General features: G+C 70.1%; 21 protein-coding genes. 13 read left to right on the forward strand and 8 right to left on the reverse strand.

Features of this window, described 5'->3' with window-relative positions; translation table 11 throughout:
- Positions 1-188: 188 nt before the first annotated feature.
- On the forward strand, positions 189-665 hold the full coding sequence (locus ACIRRY_RS42175) for a hypothetical protein (protein WP_403983988.1): 477 nt from the start codon (positions 189-191) through the stop codon (positions 663-665).
- A gap of 56 nt (positions 666-721) precedes the next feature.
- Here ACIRRY_RS42175 and ACIRRY_RS42180 read toward each other — a convergent pair whose 3' ends face one another.
- From ACIRRY_RS42180 to ACIRRY_RS42195, 4 genes are all read right to left on the reverse strand, one after another.
- Positions 722-1,342, reverse strand: coding sequence for a Maf family protein (locus ACIRRY_RS42180; RefSeq protein WP_403983990.1), 621 nt, complete (start codon positions 1,340-1,342; stop codon positions 722-724).
- Between the two features lie 31 nt (positions 1,343-1,373).
- Positions 1,374-1,502, reverse strand: coding sequence for a morphogenic membrane protein MmpB (gene mmpB, locus ACIRRY_RS42185; RefSeq protein WP_403983992.1), 129 nt, complete (start codon positions 1,500-1,502; stop codon positions 1,374-1,376).
- Between the two features lie 108 nt (positions 1,503-1,610).
- A complete protein-coding gene (locus ACIRRY_RS42190; protein WP_403983994.1) occupies positions 1,611-1,820 on the reverse strand; it encodes an acyl-CoA carboxylase epsilon subunit in 210 nt (69 codons plus the stop codon).
- Between the two features lie 10 nt (positions 1,821-1,830).
- On the reverse strand, positions 1,831-3,432 hold the full coding sequence (locus ACIRRY_RS42195; RefSeq protein WP_403983996.1) for an acyl-CoA carboxylase subunit beta: 1,602 nt from the start codon (positions 3,430-3,432) through the stop codon (positions 1,831-1,833).
- A 111-nt stretch (positions 3,433-3,543) separates the two neighbouring features.
- Between ACIRRY_RS42195 and ACIRRY_RS42200 the strand changes: the two genes are divergently transcribed.
- Both ACIRRY_RS42200 and ACIRRY_RS42205 read left to right on the forward strand, forming a co-directional pair.
- The gene (locus tag ACIRRY_RS42200) at positions 3,544-4,407 is read left to right on the forward strand and encodes a biotin--[acetyl-CoA-carboxylase] ligase (RefSeq protein ID WP_403983997.1); all 864 of its coding nucleotides are present in this window, start codon (positions 3,544-3,546) and stop codon (positions 4,405-4,407) included.
- Between the two features lie 118 nt (positions 4,408-4,525).
- Entirely contained in the window at positions 4,526-5,656 is a 1,131-nt protein-coding gene (locus ACIRRY_RS42205) for an adenylate/guanylate cyclase domain-containing protein (protein WP_403983999.1), read from the forward strand.
- Positions 5,657-5,871: 215 nt separating this feature from the next.
- On the opposite strand, the gene ACIRRY_RS42210 is transcribed toward ACIRRY_RS42205, so the two are convergent.
- The gene (locus tag ACIRRY_RS42210) at positions 5,872-6,450 is read right to left on the reverse strand and encodes a hypothetical protein (protein ID WP_403984001.1); all 579 of its coding nucleotides are present in this window, start codon (positions 6,448-6,450) and stop codon (positions 5,872-5,874) included.
- Positions 6,451-6,596: 146 nt separating this feature from the next.
- On the opposite strand from ACIRRY_RS42210, the gene ACIRRY_RS42215 reads away from it, so the two are divergent.
- From ACIRRY_RS42215 to hutH, 3 genes are all read left to right on the forward strand, one after another.
- A complete protein-coding gene (locus tag ACIRRY_RS42215) occupies positions 6,597-7,391 on the forward strand; it encodes an enoyl-CoA hydratase/isomerase family protein (RefSeq protein WP_403984003.1) in 795 nt (264 codons plus the stop codon).
- Between the two features lie 278 nt (positions 7,392-7,669).
- The gene (locus ACIRRY_RS42220; protein WP_403984005.1) at positions 7,670-8,815 is read left to right on the forward strand and encodes a diguanylate cyclase domain-containing protein; all 1,146 of its coding nucleotides are present in this window, start codon (positions 7,670-7,672) and stop codon (positions 8,813-8,815) included.
- Between the two features lie 249 nt (positions 8,816-9,064).
- Positions 9,065-10,603 carry a histidine ammonia-lyase gene (hutH, locus tag ACIRRY_RS42225; RefSeq protein ID WP_403984092.1) on the forward strand — a complete coding sequence of 513 codons (1,539 nt, stop codon included), beginning with the start codon at positions 9,065-9,067 and terminating at the stop codon, positions 10,601-10,603.
- Between the two features lie 42 nt (positions 10,604-10,645).
- Here the strand turns inward: hutH and ACIRRY_RS42230 are convergent, their stop codons facing one another.
- Both ACIRRY_RS42230 and ACIRRY_RS42235 read right to left on the reverse strand, forming a co-directional pair.
- The gene (locus ACIRRY_RS42230; protein ID WP_403984007.1) at positions 10,646-11,461 is read right to left on the reverse strand and encodes a hypothetical protein; all 816 of its coding nucleotides are present in this window, start codon (positions 11,459-11,461) and stop codon (positions 10,646-10,648) included.
- 41 nt (positions 11,462-11,502) lie between these two features.
- Positions 11,503-11,796, reverse strand: a complete 294-nt coding sequence (locus ACIRRY_RS42235) for an LPXTG cell wall anchor domain-containing protein (RefSeq protein WP_403984094.1) — start codon at positions 11,794-11,796, stop codon at positions 11,503-11,505.
- 130 nt (positions 11,797-11,926) lie between these two features.
- Here ACIRRY_RS42235 and ACIRRY_RS42240 point away from each other — a divergent pair, with 130 nt between their 5' ends.
- The 7 genes from ACIRRY_RS42240 (at position 11,927) to ACIRRY_RS42270 (ending at position 21,680) form a co-directional block, all read left to right on the forward strand.
- Entirely contained in the window at positions 11,927-12,280 is a 354-nt protein-coding gene (locus ACIRRY_RS42240; RefSeq protein ID WP_329256361.1) for a hypothetical protein, read from the forward strand.
- Positions 12,281-12,491: 211 nt separating this feature from the next.
- Positions 12,492-13,742 (forward strand): Ig-like domain-containing protein, encoded by a 1,251-nt coding sequence (locus ACIRRY_RS42245; protein WP_403984009.1) that lies wholly within the window; start codon positions 12,492-12,494, stop codon positions 13,740-13,742.
- 161 nt (positions 13,743-13,903) lie between these two features.
- Positions 13,904-14,509, forward strand: coding sequence for an RNA polymerase sigma factor (locus tag ACIRRY_RS42250; protein ID WP_403984096.1), 606 nt, complete (start codon positions 13,904-13,906; stop codon positions 14,507-14,509).
- The gene (locus ACIRRY_RS42255; RefSeq protein WP_403984011.1) at positions 14,506-15,537 is read left to right on the forward strand and encodes a CU044_5270 family protein; all 1,032 of its coding nucleotides are present in this window, start codon (positions 14,506-14,508) and stop codon (positions 15,535-15,537) included. The genes ACIRRY_RS42250 and ACIRRY_RS42255 overlap by 4 nt, the downstream gene beginning before the upstream one ends.
- 199 nt (positions 15,538-15,736) lie before the next feature.
- Positions 15,737-17,200 (forward strand): ABC transporter permease, encoded by a 1,464-nt coding sequence (locus ACIRRY_RS42260; RefSeq protein WP_403984013.1) that lies wholly within the window; start codon positions 15,737-15,739, stop codon positions 17,198-17,200.
- 180 nt (positions 17,201-17,380) lie between these two features.
- On the forward strand, positions 17,381-18,067 hold the full coding sequence (locus tag ACIRRY_RS42265) for an ABC transporter ATP-binding protein (RefSeq protein WP_266861382.1): 687 nt from the start codon (positions 17,381-17,383) through the stop codon (positions 18,065-18,067).
- Between the two features lie 337 nt (positions 18,068-18,404).
- Positions 18,405-21,680: a S8 family peptidase gene (locus ACIRRY_RS42270; protein ID WP_403984098.1), complete on the forward strand. Its 3,276-nt coding sequence runs from the start codon at positions 18,405-18,407 to the stop codon at positions 21,678-21,680.
- Between the two features lie 213 nt (positions 21,681-21,893).
- Here ACIRRY_RS42270 and ACIRRY_RS42275 read toward each other — a convergent pair whose 3' ends face one another.
- Positions 21,894-22,826, reverse strand: a complete 933-nt coding sequence (locus ACIRRY_RS42275; protein ID WP_403984015.1) for a helix-turn-helix domain-containing protein — start codon at positions 22,824-22,826, stop codon at positions 21,894-21,896.
- Positions 22,827-22,976: the final 150 nt, after the last annotated feature.

A 22,976-nucleotide genomic window follows, 5' to 3' on the forward strand; every position in this document is an offset into this window, starting at 1 on the left:
CTCCTCGTGGAAACCCTAGTCCCCCGATGTGGTCAAGGTCTCTGTGAGAGCGTGCCGCGCCCCACTCCGTTTCTTTGTGGAGTCCCTACGAATGGCCCAACGATTCTTTGCCCCCATCACAACCCTTGTCCCGGGGTTTACCCGTTAGTAGCGTTCGGGTTGTCTCGAACGGAAGTGGGTGGGGGCGGGTGGTCCGCAGACCGGTGGCATGGATCGTGGCGATCGTCCTCTTCGTGGAGGCGCTCGGGGTGGCCGCGCTGAACTGGTTCCTCGGGATCGTCGTCGACCGTCAGCAGATGTCGCTGGCCGGGCTCGACCCGGACGCGATGTCCGTCGGTTCGAAGGCGGGCGGCATCGTCTTCGGTCTCTACTTCGCCCTGTGCGGCGTGGTCGCCCTGCTCGTCGCCCTGCGCGACCGGGCCCCGGCCGGCTTCGGCCGCATCCTGCTGATCAGCGTGGCCGTGGTGCACGCCCTGCTGGGCGCCTTCGCGTGGGGCCTGGTGGGCCCGGGAGCGTTCGCGTTCATGGTGGTGGTCCTCGGCCTGGTCGTCCTGCTCCTGATGACCTACGACCGCCTGGAGGGCCCTTCCGGGCAGAGCCCCGAGCCACCGCCCGGCAAGGACCCAGCACCGGCCCTCCCGCCGGCCGCCCCCAGCCCCTCCTGATCACCCGGCAGAGGTCACCCGTCAGAGGTCACCCCTCCGAGGTCGTCCTTCTGAAGTCATCCTTCTGAGGGTGTCCACAACTCCGTGATGCCGACGCCCAGTTGGGCCAGCAGTCGGCGAACGAGCGGCAGGCTGATGCCGATCACGTTGCCGTGGTCGCCGTCGATGCCCTCGATGAACGGCGCCGAACGGCCGTCGAGGGTGAACGCCCCGGCGACGTAAAGGGGTTCGCCCGTGGCGACGTACGCGGCGACCTCGGCGTCGGTCGGTTCGCCGAAGCGGACGACGGTGGACGCGGTCGCCGAGACGTACCGGCCGCTCGTCGTGTCGTAGACGCAGTGGCCGGTCCGGAGCGTGCCGGCCCGGCCGCGCATCGCCTTCCAGCGGGCGGTGGCCTCCTCGGCGTCGGCGGGCTTGCCGAGGGCTTCGCCGTCCAGGTCGAGCACGGAGTCGCAGCCGATCACCAACGCGCCCTTGACCTCTGGCTTCGCGGCGACGACGGAGGCCTTGGCCTCGGCGAGGGCGAGGGCGAGTTCGGCCGGGGTGGGGGCGCTGACGGCGTCCTCGTCCACGCCGCTCACGATCACCTCGGGGTCCAGGCCGGCCTGGCGCAGCAGGCCCAGGCGGGCGGGGGACTGGGAGGCGAGCACGAGGCGGCGGCGCGGGTGAGCTGTCATGCGGTCAGGGTATCGGCGTGGTCCTGGGCGTTCACGTCAGGCCGATCACGATCATCGCCAGGACCATCGCGAGTGCCATGAGGATGCCGAGCCGCCGCAACATGACCTGCATCTCCCGCATTTCCTCGGGAGGCTCGTTGTCGGGGTCGGACCACAGCATGCCACCAGCGTGGGGCTTGGCGGAGGGCGGCGCCTGAGTACGGGTACTTAAATTCGTGCCCGGAATTGTTCCTCTGTGCGCCGCTCCCCGCGCCCCTGAAGAACAACCCTAGCCCGGCCAGAAGGTGCGGGTCCACGCACTCGGGCTCGGGTGGGGCAGCCTCGCGCTCGCGATGCGGGACGGGTCGGACCACGCGTCGCGTTGCCTCGGTGCGCCGGGCGGGGTTGTCGTCGCCGCCGCGGCGCGGGCCCTGACCACTGCCAGGGCGGCGGCCAGCTCCTCCGGGGTCGGGTTGCCCCGGACTACCTTGATCGTCACAGCGGCTCCTCTAGAGGGGGATGTTGCCGTGCTTCTTGGGGGGCAACGACTCGCGCTTGGTGCGGAGTTGGCGTAGGCCCCGGACCACGTGGCGGCGGGTGTCGGAGGGGAGGATCACCGCGTCGATGTAGCCGCGTTCGGCCGCGATGTACGGGTTGAGGAGGGCGTCCTCGTACTCCTGGATGAGGCGGGCCCGGGTCGCGTCCAGGTTGCCGGCCGCCTCCGCCTCGGCGATCGTGCGGCGGTGCAGGATGTTGACCGCGCCCTGGGCGCCCATGACGGCGATCTGGGCGGTCGGCCAGGCGAGGTTGAGGTCGGCGCCCAGGTGCTTGGAACCCATGACGTCGTAGGCGCCGCCGAAGGCCTTGCGGGTGATGACCGTGATGAGCGGGACCGTCGCCTCCGCGTACGCGTAGATCAGCTTCGCGCCCCGGCGGATGATGCCGTAGTGCTCCTGGTCGACGCCCGGGAGGAAGCCGGGGACGTCCACGAAGGTGATGACCGGGACGTTGAACGCGTCGCAGGTGCGGACGAAGCGGGCCGCCTTCTCGGACGCGTCGATGTCCAGGCAACCCGCGAACTGCATGGGTTGATTGGCGACGATGCCCACCGGTCGGCCCTCCACCCGGCCGAAACCGGTGAGGATGTTCGGCGCGAACAGCGCCTGCGTCTCGAAGAACTCGGCGTCGTCCAGGACGTGTTCGATCACCGTGTGCATGTCGTACGGCTGGTTCGCGCTGTCCGGGACCAGGGTGTCCAGCTCGCGGTCCTCGTCCGTGAGGCTGAGGTCCGCCTCCTCCGGGAACACCGGGGGTTCGCTGAGATTGTTGGACGGGAGGTACGACAGCAACTGCTTGACGTATTCGATCGCGTCCTTCTCGTCGCCCGCCATGTGATGGGCCACACCGGAGACCGCGTTGTGGGTGCGCGCCCCGCCCAGCTCCTCGAAGCCGACGTCCTCGCCGGTGACCGTCTTGATGACGTCAGGGCCGGTGATGAACATGTGCGAGGTCTGGTCGACCATCACCGTGAAGTCGGTGATCGCGGGGGAGTAGACGGCTCCGCCCGCGCACGGGCCCACGACGAGGGAGATCTGCGGGATCACCCCGCTCGCGTGCGTGTTGCGGCGGAAGATCTCGCCGTACGCGCCGAGCGAGGCCACGCCCTCCTGGATGCGGGCGCCGCCGGAGTCGTTGATGCCGATGACCGGACAGCCCGTCTTCAGCGCGAAGTCCATCACCTTGACGATCTTCTGGCCGTAGACCTCGCCCAGGGCGCCGCCGAACACCGTGAAGTCCTGCGAGAACACGGCGATCGGGCGGCCGTCGACCGTGCCGTAGCCGGAGACGACTCCGTCGCCGTAGGGGCGGTTCTTCTCCAGGCCGAAGTCCGTGGACCGGTGCCGGGTCAACTCGTCGAACTCGACGAAGGACCCCTCGTCGAGGAGCAGCTCGATCCGCTCACGGGCCGTCAACTTGCCCTTGGCGTGCTGTTTTTCGACCGCGCGTTCCGAGCCCGCGTGCGTCGCTTCCTGGATGCGGCGCTGAAGATCCGCGATCTTCCCGGCGGTTGTGTGGATGTCGATCTCTTGAGGCGCTTCCGGCTCGGACATCGGGATTGCGGCTCCCTGCCTGCTCAAAAGGGGGGACGGTTACTCATTCGTAGAGTAGTGGCGGGCCTACCGATCGGCAGTGCGGCGTACAACACACCTAGGGTGGCTTGCATGACGCCGCGAGATGCCTCAGACGACAGCAGCCGTTGGTCCGATCTGGAACGGCCGCCCCTCAACGCGGGCGCGCTGCGCCGCGGACTGGTGCGGGCGGGCGGGCTGTGGACCGGCGTGGAGGTCGTGCAGTCCACCGGGTCCACCAACTCCGACCTCGTCGCCCTGGCCGCCGCCGGCAAGGCGGCCGAGGGCACCGTCCTGGTCGCCGAGGAGCAGACCTCCGGGCGCGGGCGGCTCGACCGGCAGTGGTCGGCGCCGGCCCGCTCCGGTCTCTTCTTCTCCGTCCTGCTGGAGCCGAGCGACGTCCCCGTGGCCCGCTGGGGCTGGCTCCCGCTGCTGACCGGCGTCGCCGTCGCCACGGGCCTGTCCCGGGCGGCCGGCGTCGACACGGCACTCAAGTGGCCCAACGACCTCCTGGTCACTGTGGGTGGTGAAGAGCGCAAGGCCGGCGGCATCCTCGCCGAGCGCGCCGGTGACAGCGCTGTGATCGTCGGCGTCGGCATCAACGTCACCCTGCGCGAGGACGAGCTGCCCGTGCCCCAGGCGGCCTCCCTGGCCCTGGCCGGAGCCGTCACCACGGACCGAGATCCCCTCCTGCGGGCCGTTCTGCGGTCCCTGGAGCACTGGTACGACAAGTGGCGCGCGGCGGGCGGCGACCCGGCCGCCAGCGGCCTCCAGGAGACCTACGCGGCCGGCTGCTCGACGCTCGGCCGGGTCGTGCGGGCCGAACTGCCCGGGGACCGGTCGATCACCGGGGAGGCCGTGGCGATCGACGGGGACGGGCGGCTCGTCCTCGCCACGGAGGACGGCGTGCAGGAGCCCGTGGGGGCGGGCGACATCGTCCACCTGCGCCCCGCGTGACCCCGACCGCTCTTGTGGCGGCTCGGTCCGTGTGACTCAGGGAGTGAGCTGGCCCACACCTGCCGTAGCATTGGGCCCGGTCGATACCTGACCGTGGCAGATCGGAAGGGCAGCAGGCGTGACCGTCGACGACACGGGCTCCGGCGCGGACGCGGACGGCCGGGTAGCCCCCGATGCCGCCGAGCCCGGTGAGAACCCGCTCGCGCTGCGGCTCGAAGGGCTCATCCTCGGCGCCGAGCGCCGCTACACCCCCTTCCAGGCGGCCCGCACGGCCGGCGTCTCCATGGAGCTGGCGACGCGCTTCTGGCGCGCCATGGGCTTCGCCGACGTCGGCCAGGCCAAGGCGTTCACGGAGGCCGACGTCCTCGCGCTGCGCCGCCTGGCCGGTCTCGTCGAGGCGGGGCTGCTGAGCGAGGCGATGGCCGTGCAGGTGGCCCGCTCCACCGGGCAGACCACCGCCCGGCTGGCCGGCTGGCAGATGGACTCGTTCCTGGAGGGCCTGACCGAGCCGCCCGAGCCGGGCATGTCCCGCACCGAGGTGACGTACCCGATCATCGAGCTGCTGCTGCCCGAACTGGAGGAGTTCCTCGTCTACGTCTGGCGGCGCCAGCTCGCCGCCTCGGCCGGCCGGGTCGTGCAGGCGGGCGACGACGAGGAGATGGTCGACCGGCGGCTCGCGGTGGGCTTCGCCGACCTGGTCGGCTTCACGCGCCTGACCCGCCGCATGGAGGAGGAGGAACTCGGCGAACTCGTCGAGGCCTTCGAGACCACCGCCGCCGACCTGGTGGCCGCGCGCGGCGGCCGGCTCATCAAGACCCTCGGCGACGAGGTCCTCTTCTCGGCGGACGACGCCGGGGTCGCCGCCGAGATCGCGCTGCGCCTCATCGAGACGATGGCGGGCGACGAGACGATGCCCGAACTGCGCGTCGGCATCGCCTTCGGCACGGTGACGACCCGCATGGGCGACGTCTTCGGTACGACGGTCAACCTCGCCTCGCGGCTCACCTCGATAGCTCCCCGCGACGCCGTCCTCGTCGACAGCGCCTTCGCCGAGGAGCTCATCCGCAGCGGCGAGGCCCCCGCCTCCGAGGCGGAGGCCGCCGAAGCCGCGGCCACCGCCGAGAAGGAGGGCGAGGAGCCGCCGACGTACCGTTTCGCGCTCCAGCCGATGTGGCAGCGGCCGGTGCGCGGTCTCGGCGTGGTGGAACCTTGGCTGCTGACGGGGCGGGGCAGTACGTCAGCCCCGTGATCCGGCCGCACGGACCGCCTCCCTCGATCGGTCCCGGGTCGTGGCGGAGCCGCTCGGACGCGACGGCGTAGGGAGCGGCCCACCACTCGGGGACATGGCCGTCGCCGCAGCACACGTAACGCGTGCCGTCCGGCAGCTCCACCTCGGCGCTCTCCAACAGGCCGTGGGCCACTTTCACACGGAGTCCCCGCGTCAGGGGTGTCCGGGGCGGCCCTTCACGGCGTTCCCACGCAGAGCCCGATGATCGGCACGCACAGATTCGGCCGACTCGGCGCCGGGGCGGGGGAGTTGGGGGTCCGGCTCGGGGGCGGCGTGGGTGTCGGCTCCGGGGCAGTGCTTGTCGTGGGTGCGTGGGGGGCCGGTGCGGTGGTCGGTGCCTGGGGCTGTGGGGTGTCGGCCCCTGTCGTCGTCTCCGGGACGGTCGTGGCGGTCTCCGTCGCGTACGGAGTCGGTACGACGCCGGAGGTCGTCGTCGGGGTCGGGCTCGCGGTGCCCATAGTCGAGGTCGCCGAGGGGATCGCGGCCGGGTTCGCGCTGATGGTGGCGGCGGCGTTGGCCGGGCGGTCGGCGCTCCGGCTCGCCTCCGCGCTGGGCTCGGCCTCCGCCGTGCCCAGGCCGCCGACTCCCGACTCGGGCGCCAGTCGTACGAGGCTCAGCACACCGGCGGCCACGGCGAGGCCACCGACGGCGAGCAGGATCTTGCGGGGCCGGGGGCGGCGGTGCCGGCCCCGGGGGAGCGGCGGTGCTATGTCCGGGGTGTCCTCGGCCGGCTCCGCCTTCGTGGTCGTCGTCACGATCCCTCCCCTGTGGTGTGGCGGACGCACGTTATGCGCTTCTGCGGGCGGTGCGGCGGGAGTTGGGCGGGATGTCACCCGAACGGGGAAGGCCCGTGCGATGATCGGGGCGAGTTCTGTTAACCCGCGTTAACCAGGAGGCTGTCATGGGCGAGGAGCGGTTCGGGGAGTTCGTGCTGGTGCGGCGGCACGAGCATGTCGCGGAGCTCGTCCTGGACCGGCCCAAGGCCATGAACGCCGTCTCCACCGCGATGGCCGGGTCCATCGCCGCGGCCTGTGCGGCGCTGGCGGCCGACCGGGACGTACGCGTGACCGTGGTGACCTCCTCGCACGAGCGGGCGTTCTGCGTCGGCGCGGACCTGAAGGAGCGCAACTCCCTCACGGACGCGGAACTCGTACGGCAGCGGCCGGTCGCCCGGAGCGCGTACACGGGCGTCCTCGAACTTCCCATGCCGACGATCGCCGCCGTGCACGGCTTCGCCCTCGGTGGCGGCTTCGAACTCGCCCTGTCCTGCGACCTGATCGTGGCGGACGGTACGGCTGTGGTGGGCCTGCCGGAGGTGTCGGTGGGGGTGATTCCGGGGGGTGGGGGTACGCAGTTGCTGCCTCGGCGGGTGGGGGCTGCTCGGGCGGCCGAACTGATCTTCACGGCGCGGCGGTTGGAGGCGGCGGAGGCGGCGGGGCTGGGGCTGGTGGACGTCCTGGTGGAGACGGGTCGGGATCGTGAGGAGGCGTTGGCGCTGGGGGCGCGTATCGGCGCGAATTCGCCCGTCGGGCTGCGGGCGGCCAAGCGGGCGTTGCGGTTGGGGCAGGGGCTGGATCTGCGGGCCGGGCTTGAGGTCGAGGATGCGGCGTGGCGGTCGGTGGCCTTCTCCGGGGATCGGGCGGAGGGGGTGGCGGCGTTCAATGAGAAGCGGGCGCCGGTGTGGCCGGGGGAGTAGCGGAGTAGGAAGAGGGGGCTTGGGCTGTCTGCGGGTGCGGGTGCGGGTGCGGGTGCGTTGTGGCTGGTCGCGCCCGCGCGGCGGAGCCGCAGATGGCATGGCCCCGCGCCCCTAGGGGGTTCGGGTTGGCGGTGTTGGTGAGCGGGCCTGTGCCGGTCGCGGTGGCGCGGCGGAGCCGCAGGCGGTGTTGGCGATTGGGCCTGTATTGGGGTGCTCTGGAAGTACCCGTTCGCCCCACTGATATCCCCATATGTTCCTAATGTCCCTAGCCTGGAGTGATGGGTGAGGACAGGCGGCTGGCGGCCGTGGTGGAGCTGGCGCAGGGGATGGCGGCGGCGCACACCCCGCGGGAGTCCTGGCGGGCGGCGGCGCTCGGCGCGTGTCGGGCGCTGGACGGGAGTTTCGCGGCGCTGTCGGTGTGGGAGCGGGAGCTGGGCCGGCTGCGGGTCCTGGTCAACGTGGGGGAGCGGGCGGCGGGCGAGGAGGAGTTTCCGGACGGCGAGACCTATCCGGTGCACCAGTTCCCGGAGATCACCGAGTTCCTGCACGAGCGCTGGGCCGGCGGCGGCGAACCGAACGCCTGGGTCGAGACCGCCGAGGGCCCGGCCGCGGGCAGCCCCGGGTACTGCCACCAGCGCGTGGCGGCGCTACGGCGTCGTAGGCGCGGATGTTGTGTGGTCGCCCCGATCGTGCTGCACGGGCGGGCCTGGGGGGAGTTGTATGTGGCGCGGCCGGTCGGTGCGCCCGTCTTCGATCGGGGGGACGCCGATTTCGCCACCGTCCTGGCCTCCGTCGTGGCGGCGGGAATCGCGCAGACGGAGCGGCTGGAGGAGGCGCGGCGGTTGGCGTTCACGGACGCGCTGACCGGGCTCGCCAATCGTCGTGCGGTCGATGTGCGGCTCGACGAGGCGGTCGAGCGGCATCGGCGTGAGGGGGTCGTGGTCAGTCTGGTTGTGTGCGATCTGAACGGGCTCAAGCGCGTCAACGACACCCGGGGGCATGCGGTCGGTGACCGGCTGCTGGAACGCTTCGGGTCGGTGTTGTCGCTGTGCGGCGCGATGCTCCCGGGTGCGCTCGCCGCGCGGCTCGGCGGTGACGAGTTCTGTCTGCTCGCGGTCGGGCCGCCCGCTGATGAGGTGGTCGACGCGGCTACCGAACTCTGCCGCAGGGCCGCCGAGTTGGAGCTGGGCGAGGGTGTGGCGTGTGGGGTCGCGTCCACCGAGGATCCGATCGGGGCGGTACGGTCCGGGCGGCGGCTGTTCCGGCTCGCGGACGCGGCTCAGTACCGGGCGAAGGCACTGCGGGCGGACCGGCCGGTGGTCGCCGGACGCGACGGGCCGGATGATCCGGTGGTGCGGCTTGCCGACTCCCCGACGCCGGAGATGCCTGCGGAGCGGCGGCGGTTCCGGGGGCGGCGGGCGTGATGGGTGGGGCGCCCGGGGTGCGTTGTGGGTATCCGTCCTCGAAACGGCGCGGAATCGGTCACTCGGGAATGTGGCGGCGTTGACGCGCCAACCGCCGCGGGCGGCCCCTGACGCGGCACCTTGCCGCCGTACGCGAGTGGCGGGTCGTACGGCTCCTCGACTCCGGCGCGGTGACCTATCTGTAAGGGGCTCAGTGGGTATCCGGTAGTGACACTGCCGCATTCAATGCGTACGCTCCTGAATATGGATATGCACACTGTGGTGGTGGGGACGTCCGGGGTCACCGCGTCCGACGTTCTTGCCGTGGCGCGTGGAGGCGCCCGGATCGAGCTTTCGGGCGAGGCCGTCTCGGCGCTCGCCGCGGCGCGGGAGATCGTGGACGCGCTCGCGGCCAAGCCGGAGCCCGTGTACGGCGTGAGCACCGGGTTCGGGGCGTTGGCGTCCCGGCACATCAGCCCGGAACTGCGGGCCCAGTTGCAGCGCAACATCGTTCGTTCGCATGCGGCCGGGATGGGGCCCCGGGTGGAGCGGGAGGTCGTACGGGCCCTGATGTTCCTGCGGCTCAAGACCGTCTGCTCGGGGCACACCGGTGTGCGGCCCGAGGTCGCGCAGACCATGGCCGACGTGCTCAATGCCGGGATCACTCCCGTCGTCCACGAGTACGGCTCCCTCGGCTGCTCCGGTGACCTCGCCCCGCTCTCGCATTGCGCGCTCACGCTCATGGGCGAGGGGGACGCCGAGGGTCCTGACGGGGGCGTACGGCCCGCCGGTGAGCTGCTGGCGGAAGCGGGGATCGCGCCTGTCGAGCTGCGGGAGAAGGAGGGGCTCGCCCTTCTCAACGGGACCGACGGCATGCTCGGGATGCTGGTCATGGCCCTTGCCGATCTGGACATGCTCTACAAGTCCGCCGATGTGACTGCGGCGTTGAGCCTGGAGGCGCTGCTCGGGACCGACAAGGTGCTCGCGCCCGAGCTGCACGCCATCCGCCCACACCCGGGGCAGGGTGCCAGCGCCGCCAACATGCTTGCCGTGCTTGCCGGTTCGGAGCTCACCGGGCATCACCAGGACGGTGCGCCCCGCGTTCAGGACGCCTACTCCGTGCGGTGTGCTCCGCAGGTCGCGGGTGCGGGACGGGACACCATCGCGCACGCCCGGCTGGTTGCGGAACGGGAGTTGGCGTCCGCCGTCGACAACCCCGTTGTGCTGCCCGACGGTCGGGTCGAGTCCAACGGCAACTTCCATGGCGCGCCGGTGGCTTACGTCCTCGACTTCCTCGCCATCGCTGTCGCCGACCTCGGCTCGATCGCGGAACGCCGTACCGACCGGCTGCTCGACAAGAACCGTTCGCACGGGCTGCCGCCGTTCCTCGCGGACGACGCCGGTGTCGACTCCGGGCTGATGATCGCCCAGTACACCCAGGCCGCGCTGGTCAGCGAGATGAAGCGACTGGCCGTGCCGGCGTCCGCCGACTCGATCCCGTCCTCCGCGATGCAGGAGGACCACGTCTCGATGGGGTGGTCGGCCGCGCGCAAGCTGCGTACCGCCGTGGACAACCTGACCCGGATCATCGCCGTCGAGCTGTACGCGGCCACGCGCGCCGTGGAGTTGCGCGAGGGACTGGCGCCGGCGCCTGCCTCCCGTGCGGTCATCGACGCCGTACGGGCGGCGGGAGTCGAGGGTCCGGGGCCGGACCGGTTCCTGTCGCCCGACCTCGCCGCCGCGGACGCGTTCGTGCGCGGCGGGCATGTCGTCGAGGCCGTGGAGAAGGTCACCGGGCCGCTGCGGTAAGGCAGTTGGGGCCCGGTCATGGCAACGGCCGGGCCCCGTACGTCACTTCAGCTTGGCGGACTGCGCGTCGATCACGACGGACGGAATCGTGTAGGCCTTCTGCGACATCAGGGCGCCGAGGTTGACCGTGTAGTACGTGACGAGCGTGGAGCCGTGCCGCACGACCTCGGTGTGCACGGTGCCCGTCTGGCCGTCGGTGTCCTCCATCACGGCGGTCGCGCCGAACGCCACCGACTCGTCACCCGTGTTGGAGGCCTTCTCGGCCGCGACCTTGGTGTACTTCGTGCCGTCGGAGCCCGGGACGAGAGTGAAGCCGCCGGCGCAGCTCTTGACCGCGTCGGAGATGGTCCTGAACGTCTTCTCGGCGCCGTCGCCGTCGTACGAGGACAGCCCGACGACGGTGGTCGTACGGTCCAGCGCGGCACCGAACGCGTCGGCGAACTCGTCCTCGGTCAGGTCCTCCACGGACTTGGACGGGGTGGCTGAGGTCTTCTTCGCCTCGGTGACCAGCTTGTTCGTGGCCGCGGCCGCGTCACCCGGCGCCTGCCCGGCCATCGCCCAGGCCAGCGGGCGGCACTGCGCCTTGTCGACGGTGACGGCGCTCTTGGTCGCGGGGTACGTCTTGCCGACCGACCCGACCTCGTAGCCGACGACATCGCCCTTGGCGATGGCCAGCTTCGTCAACTCGGCGGCGCCGAGCGCCTTCGCGGAGTTCTGGGAGGTGCCTTCGGCGTCGCTCTTGCCGCCGGTGCTCTTCGCGTCGTCCGAACCGCCGTCGGAGCAGCCGGTGATGAGGGCCAGCGACAGGGCGCTCACCGCGACGGTGACGCACAGCCGTATGCCCGATGATCTCTTCATGAGCGGACTATGAAGCTTAAGTCAAAGAAACGTCAAGCGAGTTAAAAGCCGAGCCTTTCCCGTCGTACCGAATACGCCACGAAACCGGCGCCGAGGCCGAGGAACACCGTGCCGCCGATGATGTACGGAGTGGTGTTCGGGCTGCCGGTGTCGGCGAGTTGGGTGTCGTCGGAGTAGGTGGTGACGGCCGTCGACGTCACCCGTGCCTGCTGGGTGACCTGGGAAGTCGGGGTCGCCGAAGTCTCCACTCTGGCCTGGTCGGTCACCGTCGCGTTGGCGGAGGGGACGAACCAGAGAGCACCCAGCAGGGTGCCCGCGGCGGTGGCGGTCAGCATCGTTCGGCGAGCGGTTGACACGGAATATCGATCCCCTTGTGGCGCTGGCGAATTGGCCGTGTGGAGCGATGCTAATGAACTGTGCGGGTCGCGGGAAAGTCACGGGAGCCGTGGGCCGTACGCTCCCGGCATGAGCACTCCAGAGACATCACGTTTTGTACGCCTTCGTGTCGAACTCGTTCTTGAAGTGGAGAACGAGGACGCCGTGACCAAGGCCGCGCTGGCCAAGATCGCCGACGATCCCGAGCTGCCCGGCGACGAGCGCGGGCATGCCGAGACCGCTGTGACGGAAGACACCGCCGAGGCGCTCGCCTATCTCGTGGACCCGTTCGACCTGGTCGGCGAGATGCCCGGGGTCGAGCTGGCCCAGGCCTCGTGGAGCAGTGAGGAGATCGACTACGACCCGGATTCGCCGGATTGGGACCTCGACGAGGATGATGTCGACGGCGATGAGGAAGCGGACGGGGTGGCCGTGGTCGGCTGAGCCGTGCTGGGGAGAACGTGACCCCGGGCGGCAACCGCTGCCCGGGGTTTCGTCGTCTCATCTGTTCCACGGGGCACGGTGGACGTGGTGTGCCCCACATCTGGTGGGTAGGCGGAACGGGACGCCCCGGTCGTAGCGTTGGTTTCTTAAGAAACTGGTTAACGGGGTGCTCGGGTTTTTCGGGGATTCGGCAACGATGGAGAAACGTGTGATGACGGACAGTAAGCGGCGCAAGAGCCTCATGGCCGCGTCCGCACTGCTCGGCGGTGTGCTCGTGCTCACGGCGTGTTCCGGCAGCGACGACAAGTCGTCCGGCAGCGACTCGAGCCAGAGCTCACAGTCGAAGGCCGACGAGGCGGCGGCGAAGAAGTCGTCCGAGGCCCAGATCAAGATCACACCGGCGGACGGTTCGGACAACGCCTCCATCAACAACTCGGCCGCGGTCACCGTCAGCAAGGGCACGCTCACGGCCGTGACGATGACGACCGCGGACGGCAAGGCCGTCGCGGGCACCATCGCCGCCGACAAGCTCAGCTGGAAGCCCAGCGCCCAGCTCGACCGCTCCACCACGTACAAGGTCGCCGCGACCGCCAAGGACTCCGCGGGCCTCGCCGCCCACGAGAACGCGTCCTTCACCACGGTCTCCCCGACGAACAGCTTCATAGGGAACTTCACGCCCGAGGACGGTTCGACGGTCGGCGTCGGCATGCCGGTCTCGATCAACTTCAACAAGGCGATCAGCAACAAGGCCGCCGTCCAGAAGGGCATCACGGTCACCTCCACCAGCGGCCAGGAAGTCGTCTGCCACTGGTTCAACACCCAGCGCATGGACTGCCGCCCCGAGGACTACTGGAAGGAGAACTCCACCGTCACGCTGAAGCTCGCGCTCGACGGCGTCGAGGGCGCCTCCGGGGTCTACGGCGTGCAGCAGAAGACGGTCACCTTCCACATCGGCCGCAACCAGGTCTCGTACGTCGACGCGAAGTCGAAGCAGATGAAGGTCGAGCAGGACGGCAAGGTCGTCAAGACCATCCCGATCTCGGCCGGTTCGCCCGAACACACCACGTACAACGGCCAGATGGTGATGTCGGAGAAGTTCACGCAGACCCGGATGAACGGCGCGACGGTCGGCTTCACGGACGACGACGGCAAGGGCGAGTACGACATCAAGGACGTCCCGCACGCCATCCGTCTCACCAGCTCCGGCACGTTCATCCACGGCAACTACTGGGGCTCGCCCTCGGTCTTCGGCAGCGTCAACACCAGCCACGGCTGCGTCGGCCTCCAGGACGTGAAGGGCGCGGGCGACAAGAACATGCCGGCGGCCTGGTTCTACAACAACTCCATCGTCGGCGACGTCGTGGTCATCTCCAACACCGGCGACAAGACGGTGTCCCCGGACAACGGCCTCAACGGCTGGAACATGGACTGGACCCAGTGGAAGGCCGGTTCGGCGGTCTGACCTGACCTGTCAACCCTGGCTTACCTGAAGGCGGTTGCCCCTGACCGGGGGTGACCGTCTTTTCGTTGCCCTGCCGGCAGGTGACGCGGACCACAGGAACTCCCCCCGCTCCGTGGAGAGAAGAGAGTGTGGACGAGGGTGTGAGGGATTCAGAGGACGACGTGCGTCGCCGCGTCCGTGAGGGCGACCGCGCGGCGTTCGCCGAGTTGTACGAGGAGTTCGCCCGGGCCGTGTACAACCACGGGTTGCGGCTGACCGGGGACTGGTCGACGGCCGAAGAGGTCATGTCCGAGACGTTCCTGGCCGCTTGGCGGACACGTGCGCGGGTGCGGGAGGACGGTGGGTCGTTGCTGCCCTGGCTGTTGGGCATCGCCACGCACAAGGCGGACAACGCCCGGCGGAGCGTGCGCCGGCGCCAGTCGTTCCTGGCGCGGCAGCCCCGGCCGCCGAGCGTGGAGGACTTCGCGCCCCAGCTGGCCGGACGCATAGACGACGCGGCCCGTCTGCGTGCCGTACAGGCCGCCCTGGACCGGCTGAGACGCCAGGAGCGGGAGGTGCTGGCCCTCTGCGTGTGGTCCGGTCTTGACTACCGGCAGACGGCCGAGGCGCTGGGCATCGCGGTCGGGACCGTACGTTCCCGGCTCTCGCGGGCCCGCAAGAAACTCGCCCGGCTCGCGGAGGAGAACCTGGAACCGGGCGCCGCCCGCGGAGAGATGACAAGTGCGGCCGCGATCGCGGCCCTGCCCGTGCGGGAGGAGCTCACATGAACGACAGGACCACCTCCGCTTCCCCGGAGTGGCGCGACGACCGCGAGGAGATCGCCCGTCTGCTGCCGCCCCCGGCCGACCGCGACGTCCCGCACGAGCAGCACCTCCGTCACAAGGATCTGCTGATGCACACCATCGACCGCGAACAGGCCGAACAGGCCGCGCGTATCCCGCTGGCCCGCCGGCTGCTGCGGCCCGCGCTGCTGGCGCCGGCCACCGCGCTGGCCCTGGCCTGCGCGCTGACCGCGGGAATCGCCCTGACCGACAGCGGCGACAAGGGGTCGCACGGCGCGGCCTCGGACATGCGGCCCGCCGCCGCCCTCCTCGGCCGGATCTCCGCCGCCGCCGGGGAACACCCTGCCCTCACCGTGCGGGACGACCAGTTCGTCTACACCAAGGAGAAGACCCAGGGCGCCGACGTGACCACCGGCAAGGCCGTCCTCGACCCGCTGCTGGACCGCGAGGTCTGGTACGCCCAGGAACCGGGGCCCATGCTCAAGCTCGGCCTGATCCGGGAGGACGGTGAGACCCTTCCCATCAACGCCGAACTCGGCGACACACATGGCACGGCGGCCGGCATCAGCCGCCCCACCTACCACTGGCTCAGCTCCCTCCCGACCGACCCCGACAAGCTGCTGACCTACCTGTACGCGAACACCCCGTTCGCCACCGGCCGCGAGCGCGACCAGGCGGTGTTCGAGCAGATCGGCTCGCTGCTCGGCGGGCTGATGCCGCCCCGCACCGCCGCCGCCCTCTACCGGGCCGCGGCGAAGATCCCCGGCGTCACCCCGGCCCCGAAGGCCCGCGACGCCATCGGCCGCCAGGGCCTCGGCATCGCCCGTGACGACACCCGCTACGGCGTCAGGACCGAGTGGGTCTTCGACAAGAAGGACTACGCCTTCCTCGGCTCCCGCAGCTACCTGACCAGGGACGGCTCCTACGGAAAGTCCGGCACCCTGCTGTCCAGCAGCGCGGAGCTGGCCCACGCGGTCGTCGACAAGGCAGGCGAGTCGCCCACGGCCGGGTGACGGACGCGACGCGTACCTGACGGGCGGGTCCGGCACTGTCGCCGGGCCCGCACGGCGACACAAAAGCCGTGAAAGCCCTTAACCCGCAGCCGCGTTGACAGCCCCGCGCATGGCCATTCTTTGGCCACGGACAGCCTTCTCATCGTTCTCTTATGTCGGCCTTATGGCATCATCACGCGCTGTACCTAGCTTGCGGGCCATGTTCTTCACCTACCTGAGGCGCGAGTTGCGCCGCCGCAGAAAAGCGGCCCTCGTCGTCGCCTCCGGCCTCGCCCTGGGCATCGCGCTGGTCATCGTGGTCAACTCCGTGTCCTCCGGCATGGGGAAGGCCCAGGACAAGGTCCTCCAGTCGCTGTACGGACTCGGTACGGACATGACCGTCACCAAGGCGGCCACGCCCACCGCGAGCAGCTCGCAGCAGCCGCGGTTCCAGTTCGACGCGAACAACAACGACGACAGCAAGACGCAGAGCAGTGACCGCGTCATGGTCCAGGGCTTCACCACCCTGGCCTCCACCACCGTCACCAAGGTGGCGGGGCAGAAGGGTGTTTCCGACGCCGTCGGCGGGCTCAGCCTCAACGTCGTCAAGGTCGATGGCCAGTTCACCCGCGGCCAGTTCCAGCAGGACCAGGGGAGTGGCACCGGGGGCGGCAACCGCGGCGGCGGCACGGGCGCGCCGCAGGGCTCGGTCACCGGTGGTGGCGCCAACTTCAACATCAACTCGTACTCGGTCTACGGCACGGACGTCACCAAGCCCGCGCTCGGTCCGCTGACCTCCTCGAAGATCACCAGCGGCCGGACCTTCACCACCGCCGAGGCCAATTCCAAGGTCGTCGTCGCCGACTCGGCGTACGCCAAGGAGAAGAAGCTCAAGGTCGGTTCGACCGTCACCATCAAGAGCGTCAAGTACAAGGTCATCGGGATCGCCACCGCCACCAGCGGGGACGCCGCGGCCAACCTGTACATCCCGCTGACGCAGGCGCAGACCCTGAGCGGTGACAAGAACAAGGTCACCACGATCTACGTCAAGGCGACCGACTCCAAGCAGATCTCGGCGGTCAAGAAGACCATCACGAGCAATGTCTCCGGTACGACGGTCACCACGTCCGCCGATCTCGCCGACACCGTCTCCGGGTCCCTGTCCACCGCCTCCTCCCTCGCCACCAGCGTCGGCAAGTGGCTGTCGATCGCGGTCCTGATCGCCGCGTTCCTGGTCGCCGGTCTGCTCACCTCCTCGGCGGTCTCCCGCCGGGTGCGGGAGTTCGGCACGCTGAAGGCGCTCGGCTGGAAGTCCGGCCGGGTCACCCGGCAGGTGGTCGGCGAGGCCGTCGTCAACGGTCTGGTCGGTGGTGTCCTCGGCATCGCGCTCGGCCTGGCGGGCGCGTACGTCGTGACCGCGATCAGCCCGACCCTCTCGGCCTCCCTCGGCAACACCGCCGCCGGTGGCCGCGCGGGCGGCGGACCCGGTGGTGGCGGCGGCTTCGGCGGCGGCCGGCAGGCCGCGGCCAAGACGCTCGACGTCGCCCTCACCGCACCCGTCAACGCCACCACCATCGGCCTCGCGGTCGGCCTGGCCGTGGCCGGCGGGCTGATCGCCGGCGCCTTCGGCGGCTGGCGCGCTTCCCGACTCCGTCCCGCGGACGCCCTCCGCAGAGTCGAGTAGCCGATCGAATCGTCGGAGCGGGTCCGCCGTGGTGGGCAGCAGCGGTACTGCAACCCCCCAAGGGGCGCGGGGAACTGCGCGACCAGCCACGACGGACCCACAGACGACTGACGGCGTAACGGGCCATGTCCAGCGCAGCGCACCGGCCCCAACCCCCTTTACTTCTCCAGGAGTTGGACCATGTACGAACTAAGAGGCGTCACCAAGCTCTACTCCCGAGGCAAGGAAACCGTCCACGCCCTGGACGGCATCGACCTCACCATCGGCGACGGCGACCGCCTGGTCATCCAGGGCCCCACCGGCGGCGGCAAGTCCACCCTGCTCCAGATGATCGGCGCCCTCGACCGCCCCACCGCCGGCGAAATCGTCCTGGACGGCGTCGACTTGGCGAAACTCTCCGAGGCCAAGCTCACCAAGGTGCGCAGCGAGAACATCGGCTTCGTGTTCCAGTCCTTCAACCTGATCCCGACGCTCACCGCGCAGGAGAACGTCGAGACCGCCCTCGTACCCCTGGGCATGAAGGCGAAGATCCGGCGGGAACGGGCCGCCGAGGCGCTGGTCTCGGTCGGCCTGGGCGAGCGGGCCAACCACCTCCCCGGCGAGATGTCCGGAGGACAGCAGCAGCGCGTCGCCATCGCCCGCGCGCTCGTGAAGCAGCCCAAGGTGCTGCTCGCCGACGAGCCCACCGGCAACCTCGACGAGTCGATGCGCGACGAGATCATGGACGTACTGGAGCGCATGTGGAAGGAGCACGGGCTGACCTTCATCATGGTCACCCACGACTCCGCCATCGCGAAGAAGGCGCCGCGTCTCGCCACCATCCGCAAGGGCAAGATCACGGTGAAGGAGAACGCGGCATCCAAGTAACTCGGTTGCCGCACAAGGGAGTTCGGCGGGTCCGGCGGCCCTCTACCCGAGTTCTCGCGGGCTGCACCCGACGACTGCGTAACGGAGTTCGTGCGGCCGCGTAACATTCCGCGGCCGTGCGTTCTTACCCTCCTCTCATCTCTTGAGAGGGTGATCGCCCCTCGGCATACTGCGTATTCCGGGGGAGATCACGTACGGCTGTGCGGGCAATCCCCCGGCCGGGTGAACGGGGAATTCGCCCGGTACTTCAGCTCCAGGGGGAGTCTTGCGCAGACACGTCAGAAGAGCGTGCGTGGCCACCGTGGCCGCGTCCGCCGCCGTCGCCCTCGCCGCAGGCATGACCAGCCCGGCGTCGGCGAAGTCCGAACAGAGCGCGGGCAGTTCGGCGGGGAGCGCGGCCACCGCCGCGAAGGCCCGGCTCGCGGGCAGCCACCACATCACCCTGATCACCGGCGACCGCGTCACCCTCGACGCCAAGGGCCGGGTGGTGGGCTTCCAGGCGGCAAAGGGCCGTCAGCACATACCTGTTCAGGTGCGAAAGGCCGACGGGCACACGCTCGTCGTACCCGCCGACGCGGCTCGACTGGTCGCGTCCGGCAAGCTCGACCAGCGGCTCTTCGACGTCACCGAGCTCAACAAGTCCGCCGAGCGCGCCGCCCAGAAGTCCGGCCTGCGGGTCATCGTCGGCTACCAGGGTGCCGCCACCGCCGCCAAGGCCGACGTGCGGGACGCGGGCACGCTGCGCCAGTCCCTGAAGACCCTGAACGCCGACGCCGTGCAGACCCCGCGGCAGGACGCGCCGGAGCTGTGGAAGGCCGTCACCGACGGCGACCGTACGGCCGCCGGTATCGCGCACGTCTGGCTCGACGGTGTCCGCAAGGCCAGCCTCGACAAGTCCGTGCCGCAGATCGGCGCCCCGAAGGCGTGGGCGGCCGGCTACACGGGCAAGGGCGTCAAGATCGCCGTACTGGACACGGGAGTCGACGCCGACCACCCGGACCTGAAGACCCAGGTGATCGAGTCCAAGAACTTCTCCACCGCCGCCGACGCGAACGACCACTTCGGGCACGGCACGCATGTCGCGTCCATCGCGGCGGGCACCGGCGCGAAGTCGAACGGCAAGTACAAGGGCGTCGCGCCCGACGCGAAGATCCTCAACGGCAAGGTCCTCGACGACAACGGCTCCGGTGACGACTCCGGCATCCTCGCCGGCATGGAGTGGGCGGCCGGGCAGGGCGCCGACATCGTCAACCTGAGCCTCGGTGGTCAAGACACCCCGGGGATCGACCCGTTGGAGGCGGAGGTCAACAAGCTCTCCGCCGAGAAGGGCATCCTGTTCGCGATCGCGGCGGGCAACGAGGGCCCGCAGTCGGTCGGTTCGCCCGGCAGCGCGGACGCGGCCCTCACCGTCGGCGCCGTCGACGGCAACGACAAGCTCGCCGAGTTCTCCTCCACCGGCCCGCGCGTCGGCGACGGCGCCATCAAGCCGGACGTCACCGCGCCCGGCGTCGACATCACCGCCGCCGCGGCTCCGGGCAGCGTCATCGACCAGGAGGTCGGCGAGAACCCGCCCGGCTACCTGACCATCTCGGGTACGTCGATGGCGACCCCGCATGTCGCGGGCGCCGCCGCGATCCTCAAGCAGGAGCACCCCAGTTGGGGGTACGCAGAGCTGAAGGGCGCGCTGACCGGCTCCGCGAAGGGCGGCGCCTACACGCCGTTCGAGCAGGGTGCGGGCCGTATCGCCGTCGACAAGGCCATCAAGCAGAGCGTGATCGCCGACCCGGTCTCGGAGAGCTTCGGCATCCAGCAGTGGCCGCACACCGACGACTCCCCGGTCACCAAGCAGGTCACCTACCGCAACCTCGGCACCACGCCCGTCACCCTCAAGCTGACCGTGGCGGCCACCAACCCCAAGGGTCAGCCGGCTCCTTCGGGCTTCTTCAAGCTCGCCAACACCTCGGTGACCGTCCCGGCCGGCGGCAGCGCCTCGGTCGGCCTGACCGTCAACACCAAGCTGGGCGGCACGCTCGACGGTGCCTACTCCGCGTATGTGACGGCGACGGGCGGCGGGCAGAGCGTCCGGACGGCCGCGGCCGTGGTGCGCGAAGTGCAGTCGTACGACCTCACGTTGAAGTTCGTCAACCGTGACGGCACACCCGCCAAGTACTACTCCGCCTCGCTGGTGGGCCTGTCCGGCCTCGGCGCCGGCGGCTACTTCAGCCCCTACGACGCCTCGGGCACCGTCAAGGTCCGTGTCCCCAAGGGCGGTTACGTCCTCGACACCGGGATCTTCGTGGACCCGGAGGACTTCACCAAGGGCGCCGACTGGCTGGCCCAGCCCAAGCTGGACATCAGCAAGAACACCTCGATCACGATCGACGCCCGCAAGGCCAAGCCGGTCGACATCACGATCCCGGACAGCGGCGCCCAGTCCTCCTTCGCGTCACCGGCCTACTCGGTCGAGACGGCCGACGGGGGCGCGTCCTTCACCTGGTTCCTGGACACGTTCACCAACTTCCGCTCCGCGCACCTCGGTCCGCAGATCACCGACGGTTCGCTCTCCGAGCAGTGGGACGCGCACTTCGTCAAGGGGACCGACCAGCAGTACGACACCACGACCGGCGGCAAGGTCAAGCAGCTCGCCACCGGCTACACCAAGCACTACAAGGCGAGTGAACTCGCCACGGTGAAGGGCCGCTTGGGCGCCGCGGCGAGCGGCAAGACCGGTCTGCTCTACGCCTTCGGCTATCTGCCCGACGGCGACGGCGCGACCGCCACCGCCCGCGCACAGCAGATCCCCTCCACCCGCACGCTGCATGTCTCCACCGTCAACGGCGTCAAGTGGGAGCTGGACTTCGAGCAGGACGCCGGAGTCGACGCGGACGGCTTCCCGATCGCGGAGGCGTTCTACGTCTCGAACGGCCTGCAGAGCTTCAAGGGCGGCCAGAGCTACACCAGGACCTTCAACACGGCGGTGTTCGGCCCGCACCTCGACGCCGACTACGGCGTGTTCCGCTACGGCAACGAGATCGTCGGCGCGCTGCCGCTGTTCGCCGACGGCCAGAAGAACGCGGGTTCGTCGCTGTTCACCTCGGTCAACACGACGCTGTACCGCAACGGCACCAAGGTGGGCTCCAACAAGGATCCCCTGTTCGGCGGCGAGACGTTCAAGGTCCCGGCCGCCAACGCCTCGTACAAGCTGACCACTTCGGTGATCCGCAGCGTCAAGGTCGCCGCCGCCTCCACCCGGATCGACGCGAGCTGGACGTTCTCCTCGAAGCAGCCGTCCGGGAACACCGTCGCGCAACTCCCGGTCTCCACCGCCCGGTTCAACGCGGTCACCGGGCTGGACAGCCGTGTCGAGGCGGGCAAGAAGGTCACCTTCCCGGTCACCGTCGAGGGCGCGGCAGCCGGCCGCAACCTCAAGTCCCTCGGCGTGTGGGTGTCGTACGACTACGGCCAGACCTGGAAGAAGGTCAACGTCGTCAACGGCAAGATCACCGTCACCAACCCCGCCAAGGGCAAGGCCATTTCGTTCCACGCGAAGATCGCCGACAAGAAGGGCAACAAGTCGACGGTCTCGATCTACAACGCGTACTACGCCAAGTAGGCCGCAGAGTCAGCTGAGTTGAAGCGGACGGCCCGCCGGAAGCACACCTTCAGGCGGGCCGTCCGTGTTTTCCTGACTCCAGGACCGTCGCCGTCACCGCCCGGCGGATCCTGGACGCGTCCCGCTCGGTGAACCAGGTCCTCGCGGCCGCCCAGGAATCCCTGCTCGACCTGGAGGAGACAGAGCCCCGGCTGATGCGGGCCGACCTGGGGGTCACGGAGTGAGGCCGGGACGGTCGGCCGAGCGGCCCGCTCGGGTTGCGTCCGTGCCCCAACTCGCCAGCAGGCGGAGGGAGTCGGCGGACGGCGAGCCCGGTTCCGGGTGGTAGGCGATCAGGGTCTGGTCGGAGCCGTCGCTCAGTTTGAAGCCCTCGAAGTGCAGGGTGAGGTCGCCGACCAGCGGGTGGTGGAGGCGCTTGACGCCGTAGGTCTTCTCCTTGACGTCGTGGGTGGCCCACAGGCGCCTGAACTCCTCGCTCTTCACGGAGAGTTCGCCCACCAGCGCGGACAGCCGCGGGTCGTCCGGGCAGAAGCCCGCGTCCATCCGCAGCATGCTGACGATGTCCGTGGCCTTCTGCTCCCACTCCACGAACAGCTCCCGGTACTCGGGCCGCAGGAACACCAGCCGCGCCCAGTTCCGCTCCTGCGGCGGCAGCTCCGACCAGTCGCCGAAGACCGCCGCGGCCATCCGGTTCCAGGCCAGGATGTCGGTGCGCCGGCCGCAGACGTACGCCGGGATCGCGTCGATCGAGTCGAGCAGGTGCCGTAGCGGCACCCGCACGTGCTGGGTCGGGGCCGAGGTCTTCTTCTTGTGCTGCTTCGGCTTCGCCAGGTGGGTGAGGTGCGAGGACTCGGCGTCCGTCAGCCGCAGCGCGCGGGCGATCGCGTCGAGGACCTCCGCCGACACGTTCCGCCCGTTGCCCTGTTCCAGCCGGGTGTAGTACGCCACCGACACCCCGGCGAGCTGCGCCAGCTCCTCGCGCCGCAGCCCGGGCACCCGCCGGTGTCGCCCGAAGTCCGGCAGCCCGACGTCCTCCGGCTTCAGCCGGGCCCGCCGGGTGCGCAGGAACTCGCTCAGCTCGGCCCGCCGGTCCAGCGGCAGGCCGGGGTCCACGGGGCCGGTGTCGGATGCGGGCTGTTCGTCCATGCCGTCCAGTATTCCCGGTCGTACGTCCGGAAGCCTGACCTCGCTGGTGGTAGGCACAGCGGACGTACGCAGAGGCGAGGCCTGGGTAGCCGTAGGACTTTGGGGCAGGCTGGACCTTGTGCCCGGTCGGAAGGCAGCCGGGCGCACATC

This window comes from Streptomyces sp. NPDC101776 (assembly GCF_044766845.1).
Taxonomy (GTDB): Bacteria; Actinomycetota; Actinomycetes; order Streptomycetales; family Streptomycetaceae; genus Streptomyces.